Consider the following 20114-nt stretch of genomic DNA (forward strand, 5'->3'; position numbering starts at 1 on the left):
ACATGACCGTCGACACCGCCACACGTGCCGACGTCGAAACCCTCGCCGTCCTGCTCGACGAGATCGAGGAACACTACGGCGGCCCGGCCCAGGGCACCTCGCCCGCGCGTCTGGAACGCCTGACCGCGCTGCTGTTCGGACCTCGCCCACCCGCGTTCGTCGCCCTCGCGCGCCTCGACCGCGAGGTGGTCGGGATGGCCTCGTACTCGTTCCTGTGGCCCGCGGCCGGCGACACGCAATCCCTGTTCCTCAAGGAACTCTACGTCCGCGTGCCCCACCGCCGACGCGGTGTCGGCGACGCCCTGATGCGACACCTTCACACGGTGGCGATCAACTGTGGCTGCTCGCGCCTGGAATGGACCACCGAACGCGACAACACCGGCGCCCGCGCCTTCTACGACGCCCACCGTGCCGAACCCCGCCCGGACAAAGTCTTCTACAGGGTCGATGTCACACCGAGCGAAACTGTCGAGGCGGACGCGAACACGGCGGCAGCAAAGGGAGAATGATGGGCCACCCGTGGCTCGGGGAATGCCTCGGCCCACCATGAGAGAAGCCGGCCTCGTCCGACATCCGAGGCGCGGACTTCGCCGAACAGCGCAACTCGCCCTGATCGCACGGCGATCGCGCATCCGCTCCCGCGAAGGCGCCGAGCACCCTGCACGAAAGGAAGCGATCGATCGTGCGTCAGACATTGTTCCGGGCTTTGGTGCTGGAGCGGGGCTGGAGTCGATTCGCCACCTTCGACGTCAAGTTCGGCCTGGCCCGCGACGCCCTCGCAGGACGCGAACGCGAACCCGACCTCCACCGCGTCACCGTGTCAGAACGCACCTTCGAACGATGGATGGCCGGAGGCCTGTCTTCACTCCCCCGCCCCGACACCTGCCGCATCCTGGAACATCTCTTCGGCAACACCGCCGACGAATTGTTCGCGACCGCAGTGTCCGCAGGACAGGGGCCCGGCGACGCCACAGGCCCACGATCGCGGCCTCGGGCGCACGCTCCGGCATCGACCGGCCTGGACGTAGCGTGGACGCACGCCGACGCCCGACGGCTCGTGGAGGGATGGTCCCAAGGGATGCTCGATCGCCGGGAGTTCACCGCCGTCTGGGGGGCCGCGCTGTGGAGCGCCACACCCCGCACACGCCTGCGCACGCCGGACACGTCCCCGGCAACGAGGCGGTCGCGTCGGCTGGACGCCGAACCGCTTCTCGACCTCGTCGACGACATCACCGCACGTGCGCACGACCTCGACGAACGCCACGGCTCCGCCGCCGCGGCCTTCGTCGGCGACCAGTTCGCCACCGTCGCCCGCCTCGCCCGCGACACTCCCCACGATCTTGTCGTCGAACGCCGCCTGCACACATCCCTGGGTCGTCTCGCCCGCACCGCCGGATTCATGACCCACGAACAGGCCGACGAAGGCACCGCCCAGCGCTGGTACCTCACCGGGCTGCGCGCCGCCCACAGCGCGCATGATGCCGACCTCACCGCGAGCATCCTCGCCCTGATGAGCAACCAGGCCACCGTCTGCGGCCGTCACCGCGACGCACTCCACCTGGCACGACGCGCCGAACACGCCGCCCGCGACGCGGCCGCCCCCGTACGCGCGATGGTCGCCGCACGCACCTGCCTCGCCCACGCGGGCGCCGCAAACCTCGAGGGCCTGTGCCATGCCCACGACGAGGCACTGCGCCATCACCACGCGCCCGACAATCCGACCGCCGATCGAACGGAACTCGACGCCCTCGCCGGCCGCGCCCTCGTCATGATCGCCCCCAAGACCCCCAATCCCGGCCCGCTCCTCGACCGGGCCCAACACCTCCTCGACGGCCGCGTCCGCCAATCCACCGGCCACGAACGCTCGGCCCTGCGCCACGGCGCGTACAAGGCGCTCGCCCAGCTCACCACCGACGACCTCGACCAAGCCGCCCACACCACCCGGCAGACTCTGCATCATCTGCCCCTCGTCACCTCCGTCCAGTGCGGGCGGCTGCTCGACCGCCTCCGCCGTGAACTCCACACCCACCGGCGCCGATCCGCGGAGATCCGCGACGTGGTGGACCGGTTCGCCCAAGCCGCCAGTTGAAGGCTTTTGCCCACGGTCCGGTGCATCGCACGACCGAACGGCTTGCCGCCCCCTCGCAGCGAAGGACCCTCCCGTGCGCGACACCCTGTTCAGGGCACTGGTCATCGAACGCGGGTGGAACAGGTACGACACGTTCGACATCAAGTTCTCCCTTGCCCGCGACGCCCTCGCCGGACGCGAACGCGAACCCGACCTCCATCGCGTCACCCTGTCCAAACGCACCTTCGAACGGTGGATGAGCGGCGACGTGCGCTCGGTGCCCCAGATCGGCACCCGTCGCATCCTCCAGCACATGCTCGGGGTTCCCGCCACCGCCCTGTTCGGCCCCGCCCCCTTCCCCCGCGCCCACGACCCCCACGCGCACCCCGAGACCCGAACCGTCGCCACGGCCCTGATCGACGCCGCCCAGGCCGGAATCGACGACATCGTCGACCGCTACGAGTCCCACGGCCCCGGCCACATGGTGGGCGAGGCCCGACTGCTGTGGCGCATGACCGACGCCCTGGCCCGCACCAACGCACACGGTCGCCTCGCGCCGGACAGAGCACGCCTGGCCGCGCGCTCCGCCGGCCTGCTCGCCTACATGGCCGTCAACCTCGGTGCCCTCACCGCTGCGGAGGCCTGGAGCCGCCGCGCCCTGACCATCGCCGACGACGTCGGAGACACCGAGACTTGCATATGGATCTGGGGAACCCGCTCCCTCGGCTTCTACTACGCCGGACGTTACGCCGACGCCGACACCGCGGCCGCCGCCGGCATCGCACTCGGCCCGGCTCACCCCCAGGCCGTCCGCCTGCTCGCCAACGGCCGCGCCCGAGCCCTGGCGCGCCTGGGCGAACACCGTCGGGCAACCCGGGCCATAGGACGTGCCCTCGACCTGACCGACCGACAGGTCGAACTCCCCGACGGCGTCAGCCCCTGCATCGCCTTCACCCCCTACAGTCCCGCCCGCACCCTCGCCAACGCCGTCACCGCGCACCTGTCCCTCGGCCGCACCGCCGACGTCCTGCGCCATGCGAACCGCATCGAGGATCTCGTCACCCGCTCCGATTCCGACTGGACCCGCGCACTGGTCGACCTCGACGTGGCCACCGCGCTGCTGCGCCGGCGCCCGCCGGACGTGGAGCACGCCATGACGCTCGGATTGCGCGCCCTGGAGCACGGCGGTCCCACGCCGATCCGGTCCGTGTGGATCCGTGCGCATGAACTCCGGGACGAGGCGAAACCATGGTCCGGACACGACTGTGTGCTCCGATACGCCCACGCGCCCGCCACACGTACGCTGCCCCCGGCATCGTTGACCGCCGACCTCGGCAACCCGCAGGATCCGTCCCCCATTTCGACTCGAAAGACAGCCCCGTGAACGCCTTCCCTCCGCTGCTACCCACCGATCCGGACGCCCCGGACACGATCGTCGCCAACGATTGGTCCGCGTTCGCAAAACTCACCCGCATGAGCGATCACTGGGCGCGGCCGGATTGGGAACCCGGACGCCGGCATCTCTACTGGTTCCTCACCTTCGCCGGCCACCGGCCTCTGGCCACCGAGGCCGCGCACGGACAACAGGCCATCGCACACCTGGGCATGGACCCCGTCCCCGCAGACAACCTGCACGTGACCCTCGCCGCGATCGGCGACGCCCGGCACATCCCGGCACACGCCGTCGCGGATCTCGCCGCCCGCGCCGCCACCGTCGCCGGCGAATCCTTCACCATCCACGCGCATCCCATGGCCGGCTCATCCGGCGCCGTACGCTTCAGCCTCTCCCCATGGACTCCCCTGACCCGCCTGCGGGACGCGCTTGCCCGCCTCACGCCCGCCACCGGCGAAGCTGCCACCCACGGCCCGCGACCACGACCGTTCCGCCCCCATCTGGGCGTCGCCTACAACAACACCGACCGCCCGGCCGCGCCGGTGATCCGGGCCGTCGCGGGCCTGCGCCATCGCGCCCCGGTTCGCCTCGACATCGCCCATGTCGACCTCGTCGAGCTCCGCCGCGAACACGCCACCTACCGCTGGGACCTTCTCCACCGTCTCCCGCTCGCCCGTCCCGACGCCACCCTCAACCCGGGCAGTGGAGGACCCGACATTCTCGGACGTCGACGCTGAACCTCCGAACAGAGACCGAGGTCCGGCTTCACAACTCTCGTGTCCTCCCGGCCAGGTGGCGGTAGTTCATCCACCGGTTCGACGAGACACGCTGTTCAGGGCCGCCCGGCGCAGACGCACGGTTGTCGAGGGTGGCGCGGCCGGTTCGGGGTGGACGCGGATGCCGAAGGCGGTTTCCACTTCGGTCCGCAGCTCCGTGAGCGTGACGGTGAATGTGGTCGTGGTGGCGTGCTCGCGGACCACGAGGGGAGTGCGCGGCGGGTCAAGCACCAGATGCCGGGGCCCAGGTGGGTGTGTTGGGGTGATGTCCGAGTTGTTGAATCAGCCAGCCCGCGCTGGCACGTCGGATTCCGTCGGGGGTGTGATGGACGGGCCCTCCAGCCGCGCGTATCGATGGGCCGCCGCCTAGGCTTCCCGACGCCTGAGTCCCACGACGCGCAAAGTGCCGTGCGCACGCCACAAGCGGCCCGTGTCGGCTCTCGCACATGCTCCGCAGCGCGGTCGGGCCGGGCGCGGACGCGCTGCTCGGCGCGGGCGTGTGCACCACCGGCGGGTGCTCGGCCGCACTTCGGCTTGGAGACGTCGGACAGGGCGGCTACAGAGGCCGTCGCCCTTAAACCCGGAGGCGGCGGCCAGGCAGCGAGCGCCTCCCGTAGCACCGCCATCTAGCCGTCATCCCCGTCTCGTTCCGACATACCGAAGCATCACACAAAGTGAGACCGATGGACGCTTTGCACCTAATAGATCGAATCAGGGACGCAAAGACGTTACACCCAGACGCAGCCTGTGTGGTTGGGCTTTGTGGGGATGACGGCAAGACGGCGGGGGCGCCGGGTGGACTCGCCGCCCTCGGCACGCAAGGGTTTCCCCAGGGCTCCGCTTCCGAGACGGCAACCGTCCCTGGTCGTAACTTGTCCGGTCAGCCACCCGACGTCCCAGCGAATCGATAGCCGCCCTCCACATTCCAACGAAACGGATCACACGTGACACACGGTGCGATCACGCACGCCTTGGATCCGTGCTCGGAACCCAGTCGGGTGCTCTTCGCGCGGCTAGGCCTGCTGCTCAGCAGCCCGCTCACCGCACGGACCGTCGCGGCGCTGGCGACTCCTCCCGAGCCGCGCAGGCCAGCGCCGCCCTGCGCGAGCACCGTCTCGTCACCGACGCACAAGGCGCTTCGGGCGTCCACGTCGTCGCGGCCGGTGCCCTGCCCGCCTGCGAGAGCGCGGCACCCGAACGGTCCGCAGACAAAACGCGAAACCGCGCGGGGCTGCTCGAATATCACCTCGCCGTGTCCTCCGACGCCGCCCGTGCACTGCACCCGGGCCGCCGACAGTTGGAGACCGCCGGCCGCGGTCCCCGCGTCCCGGCCGCGCGATTCGCCGACACCGACGAGGCGCTGTTGTGGTTCCTCGCGGAGTTGCCCGCCGTCAGGGCCGACGTTCGCCACTGCGCGGGCAGGCGAGATGGCTGGCGGTGCGGCGGTTCCGGCAGACTGCCTGTGGTCCTGCTTGCTGCGGGTCGACGTCGATGCCGAGGCGGATGTTCACCTCCTCGGGCTTGTTGGAGTGTCGGCACGACCCCGCGTTGTCGCTGCGTCTGCTGCGGCTGGCCGAGGAGCACCACCGTTTGCACGGTCGCGCGCTCAAGACGGCGTGTGCGGTCCACTACCGGGCCCGCACTCACGCGGTGCTGGGACAAGGCGAGGGGGAAGCTCTCCCCCACCCGACCGCAGCCCTCGCCGGAATGCGCCGCGCAGCCGGCACCAAACACACCGACGCAGTCCTGGCAGACCTGGCCGCGTGCGGCCACGCGGCGGACAACTGGTCGCGCCACGTGACCATACGGGCCGGACGCACCACGTCGGGCACGCAGATGCACGGCGCGAACCGCCCCACGGCCCGCACGCCCTCTCGTGACAAACCACCACGACCACCTCACCCCTTGGACGGCATGTGTCCTCTTCCCTGCCGCGCGCGGGCCTGTTGGTCCACGCCCTCGACGGCCTCCTCGCCCTGCACACCGCGGCCCTGAACGCGGGCTTCGAACCCGTCGTCATCTGCGTTGACCCTTGCGAGGAGGAACCCTCTCCCCCCGCCTGCTCCCGTGTGTCGGCGGCTTACCGCGAACTCCCGCCCGGAGCAGTCCTGGTGGCGCCGACCCGGTCCGCGTCGCTCGGGGAGGTTCTGCGGGGCTTCGCCGTGGACGTGCTCGTCGTCCACCGCTGGTCCCGGCCCCTACCGAAGGACGTCGTCGCGCTTCCCCCGCTCGGGGTCCTACGGGCGCACGAATCGCTGCTGCCCCGTTGGCGGGGCACCTGCCCGGTCGAATGGGCGATCCGCGCCGGTGACCGCACCTTCGGGGTGACAGTGCATCGGGTGGACGGCGTCGGCGTGGGCACGGGGCTGGTTCTGGCGTACCGGGAACTGCCGCTACCCGACGACACCGACCGTGTGGCGCTGGACCGACACCTGTGTGACGCCGTCGAGGACAGCATGCGCGAGGCCCTCGACAGCGTCGCGGCGGGCGAACGCGGCGTTCCCCAGGACGAGTCCCGGGCGACGTACGCGGGCCCGCTCGAAGGCGGCGCGTTCGACATCGCCGACCTCACCGGTCCCCGGAAAGCGCTGCACGACCTCGTCCGGTGTCACCGGTACACGGGCCTGGCCGGGCCCCGGGTCACGATCGAAGGCAACGACTTCTACGTCTGCGCAACGAGCACGCGGCCGGTGTCCGGACGGCGGATCGACTGCGCGGACGGGCCGCTGTGGATCACGCGGGCCGTGAGCGACTCGGACGCCGCCGAGTCCCTGAGCCCCTCTCCGGAGCGAACCGAGCTCGAGGTGAGTGGGGAGGTGGACGTGACCGCTCCGGAGCGGACGTGGAGCACGCGCGACGAATGCAACCTCGCCGAGAGGATCACCGACGCCGTGTACGACGTCGTGACCACGGACGTGTCCCGGTTGGGACTGGTGGAGCACCCGACGCGATTGTGGGCAATCGCCGAGTTCGCGGGCGCGCAGACCGCGCGACGTCTGGGTGTGGACGCTCCCGCCCTCACCCCCCTCGGGGCGGCAGGGTTGACGAGCATCCGCACGGGCCGGGCAGTGTTGACGGTCGATCAGGTCCGGGCGCTGGTCGCCACCGCCCGCGGCATCCCGGACCATGCCGCCGCGGTGACGCTGGGGGTGTCGATCGAGCGATACGTCGAAGACCTCGCCTCGGCCTGCACACGGCTGCACGCGGCCACCCCCGCCGCCGGGGTCGCCATCGCGTGCGCCCTCGGACTGTTGTCCGAGGCCGACCATGCGGTTCCCATCCCGTGTCCGCCGCACGGTCGATGGTCGGCCGGCCTCTCTCCCGCCTTGATCCGGGGTCTCGACGGACGGAGCGAAGTGCCGCCCCGAGCAGCCCCACCCTTGTGCCTGCCGCGTATCGACTGATGGAACCGTGACGGACGCCGACACCCGGACCGAAATCGATCGGCTGCGGAAACGGCTCGACGCGCGTCATCGGACAGCGGGCCGCGATCCGGTGCGGCTGCGCATTCTCAAGATCATGGAGGAAGCCGGTGAGGTCGGCCGAGGCGTACCACGGCGTCCTCGGAGAGCGAACCCTCGGAAGTTGCCGCCGGCACGCGGGAGGACGTCCGGAGGGAGATGTGCGACGTCATCGCGACCGCAGCCGTCACGCTCGCGACGCTCGCCCCCGACCCACAGGAAGTCTTCCGCGACCGACGCGACCACCTGACCCCGATCGTTCCCGACGAGCCCCGCGGCCGGGCTCGTCCGCCGGGTGTCGGAGGGCTCACCGATCCCACACGCGCGGTGCCCCGTACCGGGAACCGCTCACCGACTGGATCGAGTTCGCCGGCGGGCGCCCAGACGGCCGACGCATCGGGCGAAGTTCCGGACAAGCTCGCATGATCTCCCACAAGATGAAAGGGAGGTGTGTTTCGGATATACATCCTCAATTTCCCCACCGTCCCGCCTCACCTCGGTACTCCTGGACGACATCCGCCACCACCGGCGTCGCGACGAACTCCCCGAACACGGCGCCACCGTCGGCGTCATCCCCCGGCGGCGCCCGCCTCCTCACTCGAGGACGGGTGAACACGACGATCCCGCCCCGCACGACGCGAGGGTCGAGTAGGTGAATCCCGATGCGTCGTATCCGCGAGCCCGCCTCTCCCACAGGTCACCGACAACCGCCCTCGACGTAACAAAGTGGTCGGTGTCCAGGACCCGTCCGACCTCCACCCCGAGTGAGATGCCCCCGCCGAAACCCTGGCCGGACCCAACAGAGAACGGATCCGACCAGGACCGACCGGAATCGGAGGACTTCCCCATGGATCGATATCCCAACTCCCACCGCAAGCCGCGCCCCGCCCTGCTCGCGCCGCACCCGCCGAACCGGGACACGCACGAAACGGTGTCCGGGTGATCCGGCCGCGCCGGGCGCGGCGCGACCGGGCTGCGGAGACGATGGCCGAGGGTGACGCGAGTGGCCGGGAGTTGTTCGGCGGCAAGCTCAAACCCACGTGGGGGCGGCACCTGCACCGCGGGGTCCACACGGAACTGTCGTTTCTGGGGACGCTGCGGCGCCTGCCGCGTCTGATCGCCCGGTCGGTCCGCATGGGATGGGCGGCGGACCGGCTCGCGCTGCTGGTGGTGGCGTGCGCTCAGATCGGTCAGGGCGTCACCTCCGCGCTGGGCCTGGTGGGCACCAACCGCATCCTGGTCGAGTTGTTCAGCGCCGGGCCCACGCCGGATCGGGTGCGCTCGGCGGCGCCCGCGCTGGTGTTCGTCGCCGCGATGGGGGTGCTGGGGGCGTTGCTGCGGGCCGCGTCCACGGCGGCGACCGGCCGGCTGGAGCCGAAGGTGGAGCGGTTCGCCGAGGTCGAGTTGCTGCGGCGGGTGATGCGGGTGGAGATGTCGACGCTGGAGGACGCCGACTTCAAGCGTCTCCTGCAGACCGCCAAGTGGGGCACGAACGCCAGCCGGCTGATGATCACCTACAGCGTGCAGGTCGTCAACGCGCTCGTGTCGCTCGCCGCGGTGGGCACGGTCCTGGCGGTGTTGCATCCGCTGTTGCTGCCGATGATGCTGCTGATCATCCTGCCGCCGGGCTGGGGCACCGTGCGCTCGGCCCGGCGCCGCTACGAGTCGACCCTTGCGTGGACCGATCATGGGCGGCAACAGGGGGAAATCGCCTGGGCGTTGGCCGCGCAGAGCACCGCCCAGGAGATCCGGGTGCACGGCGCGGGGCCGTATCTGCTGCACCACTACGAGCGCATGGCGGCCGCGGCGGAGGCGGAGAAGGAACGCCTGGCCAAGGCCGAGGCCGGCACCGACCTCCTCGCGTCCGCGCTGTCCGGGGTCGCGTCCGGGCTGACGTACCTGACCCTCGCGTGGCTGCTGTTGAGCGGGCGCGCGGATCTGGCCACCTCCGGCACCGCGGTCCTGGCGATCCGCACCGGCACATCCAGTCTGGCCGGCCTCGTCACCGGGATTCAACACCTGTACGAGCAGGCGTTGTTCGCCAACGACCTCCAGGAGGCGTGCGCCCGGGCCGACCTGCACGCCATCCCCACCCGCGGTAGCACGATCACCGCACCGCACACGGTGCGGGTCAAGGACGTGTCCTTCACGTACCCCGGTAGGGATCACAAGGCCCTCGACGGCGTCGACGTCACCCTCACCAAGGGCACCATCGTCGCGTTCGCCGGGGAGAACGGCTCCGGCAAGACGACGTTGGCGAAACTGATCGCGGGCCTGTACCGGCCCGAGAGCGGCAGCATCGAGTGGGACGGCGTGGACGTCGCCGACGCCGACCGCACCAGCGTGTTCGACCAGGTCGCCCTCGTCCCGCAGGATTTCGTCCGTTGGGACCTCACCGCCCGTACGAACGTCGTCCTCGGCCGCCCCGACATCGCCACCGGCCCCGACGAGGACGCGCTGCTCGCAGCCTGCGAGTACGCCGGCGCCCGACCGGTGATCGACGACCTTCCTCGCGGCTTGGACACCCTCCTCGACCGCAACTACGAGGGCGGCGTGGAACTGTCCGGCGGTCAATGGCAGGCCATCGCCCTGGCTCGCGAACGCTACCGGCGGGCGCCCGTGGTGATCGCGGACGAGCCCACCTCGGCGCTGGACGCCCGCAAGGAGATCGAGACGTTCGCGCGCATCCGCGAACTCGTCGCCGACGGAACCATCGTCGTCCTGATCACCCACCGCCTCGCCTCGGTCCAACACGCCGACCACATCTACGTCCTCGACAAGGGACGCATCGCCGAACACGGCAACCACCACGAACTCATGGCGGCAGGCGCGATCTACGCGGACATGTTCACACTTCAGTCCGACCAGTACGGCGCACACCCCACCGGGACCTCCGGCTCGGGCACGATCCCCACGACAAGGACGCCCGCCGATGACCGAACATCCCCCGACGCGTGAACGCCCCACCCGGCGCGAACGCCCTTCGTCGACGAGCGCCGCCACGTCCCAGGCCCTCGGGCAGGACAGTCGGCCGTCGCACTGCGGAGTCCGTTCGGCCCTTGCGCGCTCCTCCGACTCGGCTACCCGCGGCAGTGAACACGGTGCCAAGAGGCCCTGCACCGCAGCCCTGGCGATGCGGAGGCAGCTTCCGCCAACACGTCACGGACCGATCGCCGACCACCATCGGTTGGTTCGCCGGCAACGCCTCAGCCGCCGTGTCGGGGTGCGACGCCGGCCACCGCACCCCGAATCTCCCGCGCGGATCACCTCCGCCCCGCCCTTGCCGAAACCGCACATGCCGCCGCAGGAATCGACGCAACAGCCGCACCCGGAGCGTCGCATGCATACACCCCACACAACCCGACAGGGCCTCATATGACCGACGCTCCATCCACCGCCTCGGCGACCTGTCACGAGTGCACCAGCCCCGCTACCACCCCTCACCACCTGTGCCTGCCCTGCGACGCCGCCAGGGTGGGCCGGCCCGACGGCCACGGCATCTACGGCATGCTCGACGACGACGGCGAGAGGCTTCTGTGCCACGAATGCGGCCTTCGGGTCGCCGGCCTCGGCACGCACGCGGCCCGCGTCCACGGGCTGACGGCCCAGGCCTACCGCGCTGCACACGGCCTGCGTCGCACCCAACCCCTGGTGTCGACGGCGGTCCGCCGCAGACAGCGCGATGCCGCCCTGCTGCGCATGGCACGCGACCCCGCGGCATGGGCGCGCCTGGAGACGGCCCGCGATCCGCAGGCCGCCGTCGACGCGCGCACCCCCAAGGCCCTGCGCGGCAACGCGGCCAGCCATGTCGGTCGATACGTCGATCGAGAACCGGCAGGTGCGGCGGTGGCCGGCCTGCGGGTGCGGGTGTGCACGCGATGCGGCGGCACCTGGACCCCGGCCACATCCGCGGACCGAGGCCGCACCTGCGGCGCGCAGGCATGCGCGCGCATGCGGGGCCCTTTCCGGCGTCCCCTCACCGCCGACGAGGTCGCCGCCCTGAGCAACGCCGCCGACCGCGAGGAACTGGTGCGCCTGGCCCTGGAGCTCACCGCGAGCGGGGCGTCCCAGAACGCGATCGCCACAGCTGCGGGGGTGAGCAGATCAGGATTGTTCGTGTCCCTGAGACAGGCCGGTAGTCGGGCGACGTAGCCCGGGTCGCCGGCAAGAATCCGGTCAGCGATCCTGCCGGCCTGTTCGGTCACGCGGCGAGGGAAAGGTCGAGCGGGCAAGGTGGGTGACGTGTCGGCGCCCGAGCAAATGCGCAGCAGTATCGTCCCGTCCCCAGTGCGGAGGACGTTCGCGCGTTGCCCGCAGCTTGGTCTTGTACGTCCACCGGACGGCCTCGGACGGAGACTTCATAGTGCCGGGTGTGGCGACCATGGGCGAAGGTCGTCGCCCTTGCGCACGTCGGTGGACCGATGCACCGGTCCTCCTCGAACACCTCGCGGTCGTCGGGCGCCAGGGCACCCGAGGTCGAATCCCGCTCGACGGTCCATTCCCGGGGTGGCGCTGCCGTCCTCCAGGGTCGGGACGTGCTCGACCGGTTTCAGTCGCGCGTCGCGACCGAGTCCCTTGTCGTTGAGGCGAGTCGACATGCGGTCGGCGACCGCCACGCCGCGGACGTGTTCGCGCTCGCGGTCATGGGCCGCCGGGCCTCCTCCCGGGCCGCGCTCGACTTGCTCACTCTCGCGTTGCGCCTCGGTCTCCGGGTGCGAGCGCACCGCGCGATCGAGACAGCGTTCGGGCGCATCGTGCGTCACGACCCACGGAGCTTGCCTCCGTCGTCGATGCCGGCGGCCGATCGACCACCCCTCCGGCTCCGGCGACGCCGGCCGGGGGTGCCGGGGTGGGGGTCATCCGGTGGCCGGGTGGGCGCGGACGCTGCCGGAGGGATCCACGGCGATGCCGGTGGTGGCGCTGACTGCGACGGGGGCGATGTTCGGTGTGGCGAGGTCTCGGCCGGTGGCGGCGTCCAAGACGACCGGTCCGTCGGCTGTTGCGTACACGACGCCGTGCCACGCCGCGGTGACACTCGGTGCGACGCGGCCGGCGGCCTGGTCGGGCAGCCGCCACAGCTCCTTGCCGGTCGTGGCGTCGAGTCCCATGACGATGCCGACGCCGGAGCAGACCGTCACCGCGCGGCGGTCGTAGAGACACTTCATGGCGTAGGTGCCGGACCAGCCGGTGGCGGTGGACGGGGCCATGGCGTCGGCGCCGGTGTCGCCGTCGATCAGTTGGAAGGAGGCACGGCCGCTGGAGTAGTCGCGGCCTTGCACGGCGACGAGCTTCGGTCCGGCGTACGTGATCGTGCTCTCGTAGCGGTTGTTCGGCAGGTTCCAGCGGCGGCTGCCGTCCGCGACGTTGAGCGCGGTTACCGCCTGCATGGTGTTGGAGCCGTCCCGCGGTTCGACCGCGACGACCGAGTCGCCGGTGACCGTGGCGCCGAGGAAGCCGTCCTTCGACCACGCCACCGCGCGGGTGACGGTGTCGACCGCGTAGACCGACCCGGTGGAGTCCCGGGCGACGGTGACCAGGACCCGGTCGCCGTGCGTGCCGATCGCCGCCGCCGCCGCGGTCCCGGCGGGCAGGGGAGCGGATACCGTCCACGCGGCGGTGTTGTCGGCCGGATCGACCGCGGTGAGGCTCAGGTCGAGGCGCCCGGCCGTCGTGCCGCGGCCCGGGACCATGACCACGAACGGGGCCACCACCAACTCGCGGCCGCCCACCCGCACCAGGACCGCGGGACCCGCCGACACCAGCCCCTGCACGAGCCCGTCCGCTCCGGCGCCCGCAGGAGGGGCACCGGCGGGCGCGATGGTGGCCAACGGTCGCCCGGTCACGGTGTCCAGCGCCTGGATCCCCGACGTGGTCGTGACGTAGGCGGTCGTGTTGTGGAGTACCACCGCCCGCGACGCCGCCTTGGACACGGTCGGGAGCACCGCCCCGGACCCCGCGAACGCCTTCGGCGGATCGAACGCCCTCACCACGGGCGGCACCACCGCGGGCGCGCCGGACACATTCGACCGCAGCGGCGGCTCGCCCGCGCCCCCACCGCCCCCGGAACACGCCGCCGTCACCATGGCCAACACCCCGGCGACAACCGCCCCGGACGGACTCCCCCGTGTCCGCATCCCCGCCTCCGTTTTCCCGGACAGGCTACCGGGCGCCGACAACCCCCGACGCACCGACCGCTCGGCGGACCCGTGCCCGCCGGCACCGCAACCGGCCCGGCCAGCACGACAGTTCGCATTTCAGGTCCCGCCACCGTGCGGGAAGCCGAACGGAGAACCGATCGTCAGTCGGGCATCTGTACGTGCTGCCGTGGCGTCAAGCGCCAGGGGCCGGAGCCTCCGGATCCGTTCCGGTTCAAAGGGAGGCGGCTCCTGCGGTCGCGTCGGGCGCACAGGCGGCACACCATGGCACCCACGCGCCGCCTCGGGTACCGGCGGTGGTGTGGGTGACCGGCCCGACGCCGTCAGGTCTCCCGGGCGCGCACACGCTGCTCGGCATGCCGCTGCCGGCGTGCGTGATCGACTTGCGAATGGATCAAGGTGGTCAACAGCGCAGCGGGGTCACCACCTGGTCCCGCCAGGCGGCGGGTGAGCGTGACCACCTGCGATGCAAGGACCGTGATCACATCCGCGCTCCCCTCGGGCCCGCGCGCCAGAACCAGGGCGCGCGTTGCGTCATCGAGCCGGTCGAGCGTGGGGTCGTCGCCCAAGGCGATGCCGAGCAGGTCGGCCAGGATGTGACGGACGAGCGCCACGGCGTCGCCGACGGACTCGTCGACCCCGAACTCGTCCCGGGCTGCGCGGCTGGCCTCGAGCACGGCGGGGACAGGGATGTGCCTGTTCTCCGGGATGAGCCCCTGTTTGCGCCATTCCTCGTACGGGGGCTGTCCGGCAGCATCTCGTCGGACTCGGTGGTGGTCGGTGGAGTATCCGGACGGAGAGCGGCAGGCGCGGCCGGCGGCCGAGTGGCAGGCAGAGCACTCCACCCGCCGATACCAGGCACGTACCAGGCGCACCAGTTCCCCCGAGCCAAACCCGGGCCGCCAGTGCCCCCAGCGCTCCTGCTGCGTCACGCTTCCTCCCCCTCTTCCGTCAGCGGCCGACGGCATCCAGGGCAGCCACCCAGAACACCAGGACGGCCGGCAACCTCACGTGTCGGCCAGGCTCTTGCGGGATGGAACGCCATCCACTCATCTTCGTCCGTGACGTGGCCACGCCGCAGGAAAAGCACGGTTCCACCCCGGCGCTCTCGGGGCCGCCGACTCCTTCAGTCGCCGATGAGACTCGCCCGGCGGACGCAGATGTCGAAGCCGCCATTCAAGTCGATGATCAGGGTGCTGCACGGGAGCATGCAGACAGGTTTCGGGAAGGATCGGAGAAGCCGGAACAGAGGCACAGCACCGTCTCGGTGTCCGGGTCGGCGACGACCACCAGAGCGCACTGCTGGCACTCCGGACAGGTGTACACCGGGGCAGGCGCGTCATCTCGCGCGACGTCGTACCACGACAAGCCGGGGACATCGGACGCGTAGTCCTCCGCGGCCGGCTCGCCCGTGGGCCAGCTCATCTCGCAGGATTGGCACTCCAGGCTACGCCGGTGAATTCGCCGTGCTCGACGGCCATCGGGGTCAGCCGGCGTGGTGCAGAAGCGCTACGGCGCGTGCCTCGTGCAGCAGTGAGGCGACGTCACCGGGCTCGGTGGCGGTCTTGATCTTCCACGCGGTGGTGCGACAGGCGGTGGCGTGGTCGGGGCTCAGGGGCCGCGGGGGCTCGGTTGACGCCGAGGGTATCGAGCGCGGCGGCAAGGAGCGGGTCCGTGCCTCACATCCTCGCGCGTGGGGCGGTGTGGTGGGGCCGTCGACGGAGGCGGCCGATCTCGGTCGAGATCGGCAGATCCGTGCTCATCTCGATTCCGCCGAACTCACCGACGACATCGGCCTCCAGATAGTTCCAGGTCAACCGGCGGTCGACCACGAAGTCCGGTGCAGTGTTGGAGAGTTGCAGGTCGCGGACGTGTGGCTTCGTGGGTGATGACGAAGAGCGTTTGATGTCGAGTTTCGGCAGCGGATGTTGATCTAGCCGAGTGGAAATGTCACTGAGTTCTGAGTGGGCCCTGGACTGCTTCCCCGAGCCCCCCGACGGACCCGGCGGACGGTCCGGGGCCGGGGTCCCGGACCGACAGCCCGTTGTCATCGTGGCGGCCCGACCTCCCGCCCCGGCAGCCCTCCGTCGCGCGGGACCTCGGCCACGGACCCGTCCCCCGCGATCGGGACACCGAGTAGTTCGTGCGCGCGGTGTTGCGCGGACCGTGCCTCCCGTCGGCCGTCCCGGCCCCAGCCCAGAAGGTCAACGGCGGTGGCCGGGTCCACCAGGAGCCGGCGCCATTCCCGGCCCGTCGCCGGATCCGGCCGGGATGGCGCGAGGCGGGCGAGGCGGGCCGCGTACCGGGCGCGGGCAACGGGTTCGCCGCCGTGGACCAGCGCGTCGTGGTCGTAGAGGTAGCCGAGGTAGGCGCTCGCGCCCAGCGCGGCGCCGGCCTCCTCGTGCACCTCGCGGGTCAACGTCACCAGGGCGTCGGCGTCGGCGTCTTCGGTGCCGCCTCCCGGCAGTGCGAGCAGGCCTTGGTCCGCGACCAGGAGCACCCGGCCGTCGTCGGCGAACAGCCATCCCGATGACTGCGCGATGCGCAGCGAACCGGGCACGGGCTCGTCCGGGTGCCAGATCCACGGACGGCCCATGCGCGGCGCCGCTCGAAGGCCGAGTTCGCGGCGCAGGGGCTCGTTCCCGTGGTCGCCGGCGCGGATCGTGACCAGGCGTTGCGCGGCGTGGCCGTCGTCGTGGACGGTGTCGTGGGGTTCCTGGAGGTGTAGGGCGTAGGGGGCTCCTTCGCGGATGGCGTCCAAGGCGACGCGGGTGTAGGCGACGAGGTCGTGGGGAAGGTCGTCCGGGTCCGCCCAGACGAGTTGGTCGTGTTTGTGGGGTTCGGCGTTGCGTACGGTGTCCACGTCGCCGGGGTGGCGGGCGCCGGGCCATCCCTCCGCGGTGAAAAACCAGCCGATGCGCAACGGCCCCTGCGGTGGGCGGTGTTGCAGCACGAGGTCGCAGCGGAGCATGGCGGGGTGCAGGATCACGCCGGTCTCTTCGCCGACTTCGCGGACGGCCGCGGTAACGACGTCCTCGCCGGGTTCGACCTTGCCGGAGGGCAGGCACAAGAGGCCGGGTGCGTACGGCGAGGTTCGGCTTCGGCGTAGGAGCAGCAGTTTCGGTCCGCGGCGCAGCAGTACGTGCACGTCTACCGGGCATCCGGCTTCGGGGGGTGCGGCCGATTCCATATGGAAACCCTTCGTGGAGTTCGTTGTCTCGTGCGGTGGTCGTCTCGACGGGATCGGTGGAGCCCTCAGGGGTGGGGTTGTCTGTGCGACGGTCGACGCGGGCGGTGGTGCGCGGACTCCGGCGACGCGGTCCTTGCTGTCGGGTTGGTTCGCGCACCTACGGGCAGGCGGTGGCGGCAAGGAGTTTGCGGGTGAAGCGGTGCATGTGTGGATCGAGGGTGTGCTGCGGTTCGGCGAGGACCCGAAGGGGCGACAACCATCTGATCGCGTCGAACTCTCCTTCGTCGAAGGAGGTGATCTCTTCCGTCGTGCCGCGTAGCAAGAACCACAGGCACACGTCGATGTGTGTTCCCTCGCCGCGCGTGCGCGTGACCGTCACGAAGAACGGATCCCGGTCGTCGTTGCGTGCCGGGGCGGCCTGGACGTGCAGTTCCTCGCGGCATTCACGCACGACCGCCTCCCATGGGTCTTCCCCGGGTTCGACGTGGCCGCCCGCAGGGAGCCACAGGCCGGCCTTGCGATGGGCCACCAGCAGGAGTTCCTCACGGCGTTGGTCGAAGACCACGAGGTAGACGACCAGATGCATCAGCGGGACGTCGGGTTTCCGCGTCCGGTACACCGGGTCCGTGCCGGCGAGCCATCGCGTCGCCGTGGCGAGGTGTCCGCGCTCCTGTTCGTCCCAGGGACGCACCCCGTCCAGCAGTCTCGTCAACCTCCCCCGGGCCGAAGACTCCGCAGTATTCATGGCATCACTGGTGGTCATGGGCCGGACGATGTCACGGCGTTGTGACATCGTCGGCTGTTCCGGATGTGGACGCCTGCCACACGGTCGATACCGGGTGCTCGGCGGGCAGTCAGCGTGGCGTGCTTGCCCGCAAGAGTGAAGGAATCGCGTTTCCTTCAACGCTCTGCTCGGCCCGTTCAAGAGAACCAAGCGGTGCAGGCCGGCGGAGACCGTGCGGGCCGGGCCGGAGGCTGCCGGCCCGATGGGATGTGGGGCGACCGGCGGACCATCCGTGCCGGAAGCCCGGCGGGCAGGAGTGCTGGAAGCTCGTCTTCGCGCCGCCGGTCGGTGCTCTGCGGTGCAACGTCCGGCTCCGTCTGGAGGGCGCGGCCAACACCCGCTTCGCCCGGGTGTCTTTGTGAGTATGAGGTGGCCCGACGAGCATGGGAGCGTTCAAGCGGCGTCTTCCCGTCAGCGTTGCGGATCTTGCGGATTACGGTCAGATCAAGGCGCTGGCCATCGGGGCGCTGATGATCGCGGCTGAACGCTGGGCCATCGAGATCGGGTGGCACCCGAGGCCGGGCGCAACCACTTCGTCCGGGACATCGAGCACCGCGGCCGAGCGCTCGGCGGCTTTGCGACCACTGGTGGGTGTCGAGGGTGCCGCGGGCGTCGATGACCTTGGGGCTGGTGGTGCGGGTGGCGAGCCGTTTGCGGTCGATGGTGGAGAAATGCTGCCACTCGGTCAGGTGCTGCGGCAGGTCCGCGTCGTCGACGCGCCGATGGGATCCTTGACGTAGTCGAGCTCGGGACGGAGCTTGCGGGCGTTGTCGAGGGCTTTGGGGTGTGTGGTGTGACCACGGGCGAGGGATTCATCTGCATCGCCCGGCTTGGGTGTGCAGGTTCGCGCGATGCGGCCCTCGGGTGTCCCGGCTCGGGCCGGCCGAGGATCATGCCATCGGCTCGGGCGGGGCGGGCGGTGTGGGTGTGGTTGCGATCCGGGTGTAGTACTCGGTGGAGATGATCCGGTCGCGGACGTCGGCCGGGAGGCGGGACAGGATGCCGGGCAGGGCGCGTTCCCGGGCCACTTCGCTGTGGTGCGCAAGGATGGCACGCCACTTCGACTCCAGCCACGGCCGCACGTCGATGGTCGCGGTGACGTTCTCGTCCGGCACGCTGAGGACCTTCTTGCCGACCCGGGTCAGCAGGGGCCCCAGCTCTGCGACGCCGGAATGGGGGTGGGTGGCCAGGTGGACGGCGCCTGGCTGCCAGGGCGCTCCCGCTTTGGGGTAGAGGTGCTCGAGCCCTGCGGCGTGTGCGGCGAGAAGGGTCACGCGGTGGGTGTGGAGGTGATCCGGGTGACCGGTGAGCTGGCCGTACGCGTCGTGGGTGAGGACGATGTCCGGTCGGAACTCGCGTACGTGTCGGACGATCAGCTCCATGACCTCGTCGAGCGGGGCATCCAGGAAACGCGCTCGACCGGGCGCCGATTCGGGGATCCGGGCGTCGGCGTAGCCAAGCATGCGCGGCTCGCCCGCACCGAGGATCCGGACGGAATCGGCGAGTTCGCCGGCTCGTCGGTTGTTCGGCGACCAGGTGGCGGTGACGACGGCAGTGCGCGCCCCCGCGGCGGCGTGCCGGGCGAGGACGCCGCCGGCCAGCAGCGCTTCGTCGTCCGGGTGTGCGAAGACGGCGAGCACGCTCGGCAGGGATGGGGCCGCGGTCATGGCGGTGGCCCTTTCTCACGGGTCGGGGCGCGGACTGTCTGGGTGGCGTGTCGCGGTCGTGTCGCCGGTCGGCACAGGCCGTCAGCGGGCGGGGCCGAGGGACAGTGGGTCCCGATGAGTGTGCATGGCAGCGGGACGCGGCCGGCTCTCGTGGGGGTCATCGGCTTAGTTCCTGCGTGGCCAGTCGACGGCGAGGCTGCTGTGGGGCTTGTCGATGACGAAGCGCGGTTCGGCCGCCGTCCGTTGGTGGCGGGCGAGCAGGTGCGGATCGGTACCGTCCGTCCGCTCGCCGCTCACGTCGTCCGCGGTCGCCTCGCGGCAGAGCGCGGCGGGGAATGTGTCGTACGGCGTCTTGTCGACGCATCGCGCGGCGGGGACGGCCATGCGGGGAACGGTAGCGATCGCCACGTCCCGCCGGGGGTGGATCCGCGGTCTTCACCCCCCGGTGTGAGACGTGTGGAGGGCGGTCGGCGCTCCCGTAGGCTCGTGCACACAGCGATGCAGACGTGGGGAAGGACTCGGGATGGGCAGCACGGGCGCCTACCCAGCCGGCAGCGAGCAGGGGGCGGCATGCAGGGCGAGGGTGCCGCCGCACCACAGTACGGCGTCGTCCGGGTGGG

Annotated in this window: 14 protein-coding genes; 8 read left to right on the forward strand and 6 right to left on the reverse strand. The window is 71.0% G+C overall.

Translation table 11 applies throughout. The features are described 5' to 3' along the window. Nucleotides 1–2: 2 nt before the first annotated feature. From ACZ4FV_RS35530 to ACZ4FV_RS35560, 7 genes are all read left to right on the forward strand, one after another. Nucleotides 3–509 carry a GNAT family N-acetyltransferase gene (locus tag ACZ4FV_RS35530; protein ID WP_465324496.1) on the forward strand — a complete coding sequence of 169 codons (507 nt, stop codon included), beginning with the start codon at nucleotides 3–5 and terminating at the stop codon, nucleotides 507–509. A 173-nt stretch (nucleotides 510–682) separates the two neighbouring features. Beyond that, a complete protein-coding gene (locus tag ACZ4FV_RS35535) occupies nucleotides 683–2089 on the forward strand; it encodes a hypothetical protein (protein WP_465324498.1) in 1407 nt (468 codons plus the stop codon). Nucleotides 2090–2162: 73 nt separating this feature from the next. Continuing rightward, nucleotides 2163–3452 carry a hypothetical protein gene (locus ACZ4FV_RS35540; protein ID WP_465324501.1) on the forward strand — a complete coding sequence of 430 codons (1290 nt, stop codon included), beginning with the start codon at nucleotides 2163–2165 and terminating at the stop codon, nucleotides 3450–3452. Beyond that, nucleotides 3449–4198, forward strand: coding sequence for a 2'-5' RNA ligase family protein (locus ACZ4FV_RS35545; protein WP_465324503.1), 750 nt, complete (start codon nucleotides 3449–3451; stop codon nucleotides 4196–4198). The genes ACZ4FV_RS35540 and ACZ4FV_RS35545 overlap by 4 nt, the downstream gene beginning before the upstream one ends. Before the next feature lie 1955 nt (nucleotides 4199–6153). Continuing rightward, complete coding sequence (locus tag ACZ4FV_RS35550) at nucleotides 6154–7641, forward strand: formyltransferase family protein (RefSeq protein WP_465324505.1); 1488 nt, start codon at nucleotides 6154–6156, stop codon at nucleotides 7639–7641. Nucleotides 7642–8637: 996 nt separating this feature from the next. Beyond that, on the forward strand, nucleotides 8638–10656 hold the full coding sequence (locus ACZ4FV_RS35555; protein ID WP_465324509.1) for an ABC transporter ATP-binding protein: 2019 nt from the start codon (nucleotides 8638–8640) through the stop codon (nucleotides 10654–10656). 417 nt (nucleotides 10657–11073) lie between these two features. Then, nucleotides 11074–11850 carry a MucR family transcriptional regulator gene (locus ACZ4FV_RS35560; protein ID WP_465324511.1) on the forward strand — a complete coding sequence of 259 codons (777 nt, stop codon included), beginning with the start codon at nucleotides 11074–11076 and terminating at the stop codon, nucleotides 11848–11850. Nucleotides 11851–12554: 704 nt separating this feature from the next. Here ACZ4FV_RS35560 and ACZ4FV_RS35565 read toward each other — a convergent pair. The 4 genes from ACZ4FV_RS35565 to ACZ4FV_RS35580 form a co-directional block, all read right to left on the reverse strand. Further along, on the reverse strand, nucleotides 12555–13688 hold the full coding sequence (locus ACZ4FV_RS35565; protein ID WP_465324514.1) for an outer membrane protein assembly factor BamB family protein: 1134 nt from the start codon (nucleotides 13686–13688) through the stop codon (nucleotides 12555–12557). Between the two features lie 488 nt (nucleotides 13689–14176). After that, nucleotides 14177–14785, reverse strand: a complete 609-nt coding sequence (locus ACZ4FV_RS35570; RefSeq protein ID WP_465324515.1) for a zinc finger domain-containing protein — start codon at nucleotides 14783–14785, stop codon at nucleotides 14177–14179. A 1115-nt stretch (nucleotides 14786–15900) separates the two neighbouring features. Then, nucleotides 15901–17043 (reverse strand): NUDIX hydrolase, encoded by a 1143-nt coding sequence (locus ACZ4FV_RS35575; protein ID WP_465324517.1) that lies wholly within the window; start codon nucleotides 17041–17043, stop codon nucleotides 15901–15903. Nucleotides 17044–17200: 157 nt separating this feature from the next. After that, nucleotides 17201–17806 carry an NUDIX hydrolase gene (locus tag ACZ4FV_RS35580; RefSeq protein WP_465324519.1) on the reverse strand — a complete coding sequence of 202 codons (606 nt, stop codon included), beginning with the start codon at nucleotides 17804–17806 and terminating at the stop codon, nucleotides 17201–17203. Between the two features lie 404 nt (nucleotides 17807–18210). Here ACZ4FV_RS35580 and ACZ4FV_RS35585 point away from each other — a divergent pair, with 404 nt between their 5' ends. Further along, nucleotides 18211–18567, forward strand: coding sequence for a hypothetical protein (locus tag ACZ4FV_RS35585; RefSeq protein WP_465324523.1), 357 nt, complete (start codon nucleotides 18211–18213; stop codon nucleotides 18565–18567). 150 nt (nucleotides 18568–18717) lie between these two features. Here ACZ4FV_RS35585 and ACZ4FV_RS35590 read toward each other — a convergent pair whose 3' ends face one another. After that, nucleotides 18718–19494: a PIG-L deacetylase family protein gene (locus ACZ4FV_RS35590; protein WP_465324525.1), complete on the reverse strand. Its 777-nt coding sequence runs from the start codon at nucleotides 19492–19494 to the stop codon at nucleotides 18718–18720. 165 nt (nucleotides 19495–19659) lie between these two features. Further along, the gene (locus tag ACZ4FV_RS35595) at nucleotides 19660–19878 is read right to left on the reverse strand and encodes a hypothetical protein (protein ID WP_465324527.1); all 219 of its coding nucleotides are present in this window, start codon (nucleotides 19876–19878) and stop codon (nucleotides 19660–19662) included. Nucleotides 19879–20114: the final 236 nt, after the last annotated feature.

This window comes from Embleya sp. NPDC025285 (genome assembly GCF_055558835.1).

What these genes read in the sequence shown, in the direction of transcription:
- ACZ4FV_RS35530 (WP_465324496.1), top strand. Translation starts at nt 3, where the DNA reads ATGACCGTCGACACCGCCACACGTGCCGACGTCGAAACCCTCGCCGTC.
- ACZ4FV_RS35560 (WP_465324511.1), top strand. Translation starts at nt 11,074, where the DNA reads ATGACCGACGCTCCATCCACCGCCTCGGCGACCTGTCACGAGTGCACC.
- ACZ4FV_RS35575 (WP_465324517.1), bottom strand. Translation starts at nt 17,043, where the DNA reads ATGGAATCGGCCGCACCCCCCGAAGCCGGATGCCCGGTAGACGTGCAC.
- ACZ4FV_RS35580 (WP_465324519.1), bottom strand. Translation starts at nt 17,806, where the DNA reads ATGACCACCAGTGATGCCATGAATACTGCGGAGTCTTCGGCCCGGGGG.
- ACZ4FV_RS35585 (WP_465324523.1), top strand. Translation starts at nt 18,211, where the DNA reads ATGGGAGCGTTCAAGCGGCGTCTTCCCGTCAGCGTTGCGGATCTTGCG.
- ACZ4FV_RS35590 (WP_465324525.1), bottom strand. Translation starts at nt 19,494, where the DNA reads ATGACCGCGGCCCCATCCCTGCCGAGCGTGCTCGCCGTCTTCGCACAC.
- ACZ4FV_RS35595 (WP_465324527.1), bottom strand. Translation starts at nt 19,878, where the DNA reads ATGGCCGTCCCCGCCGCGCGATGCGTCGACAAGACGCCGTACGACACA.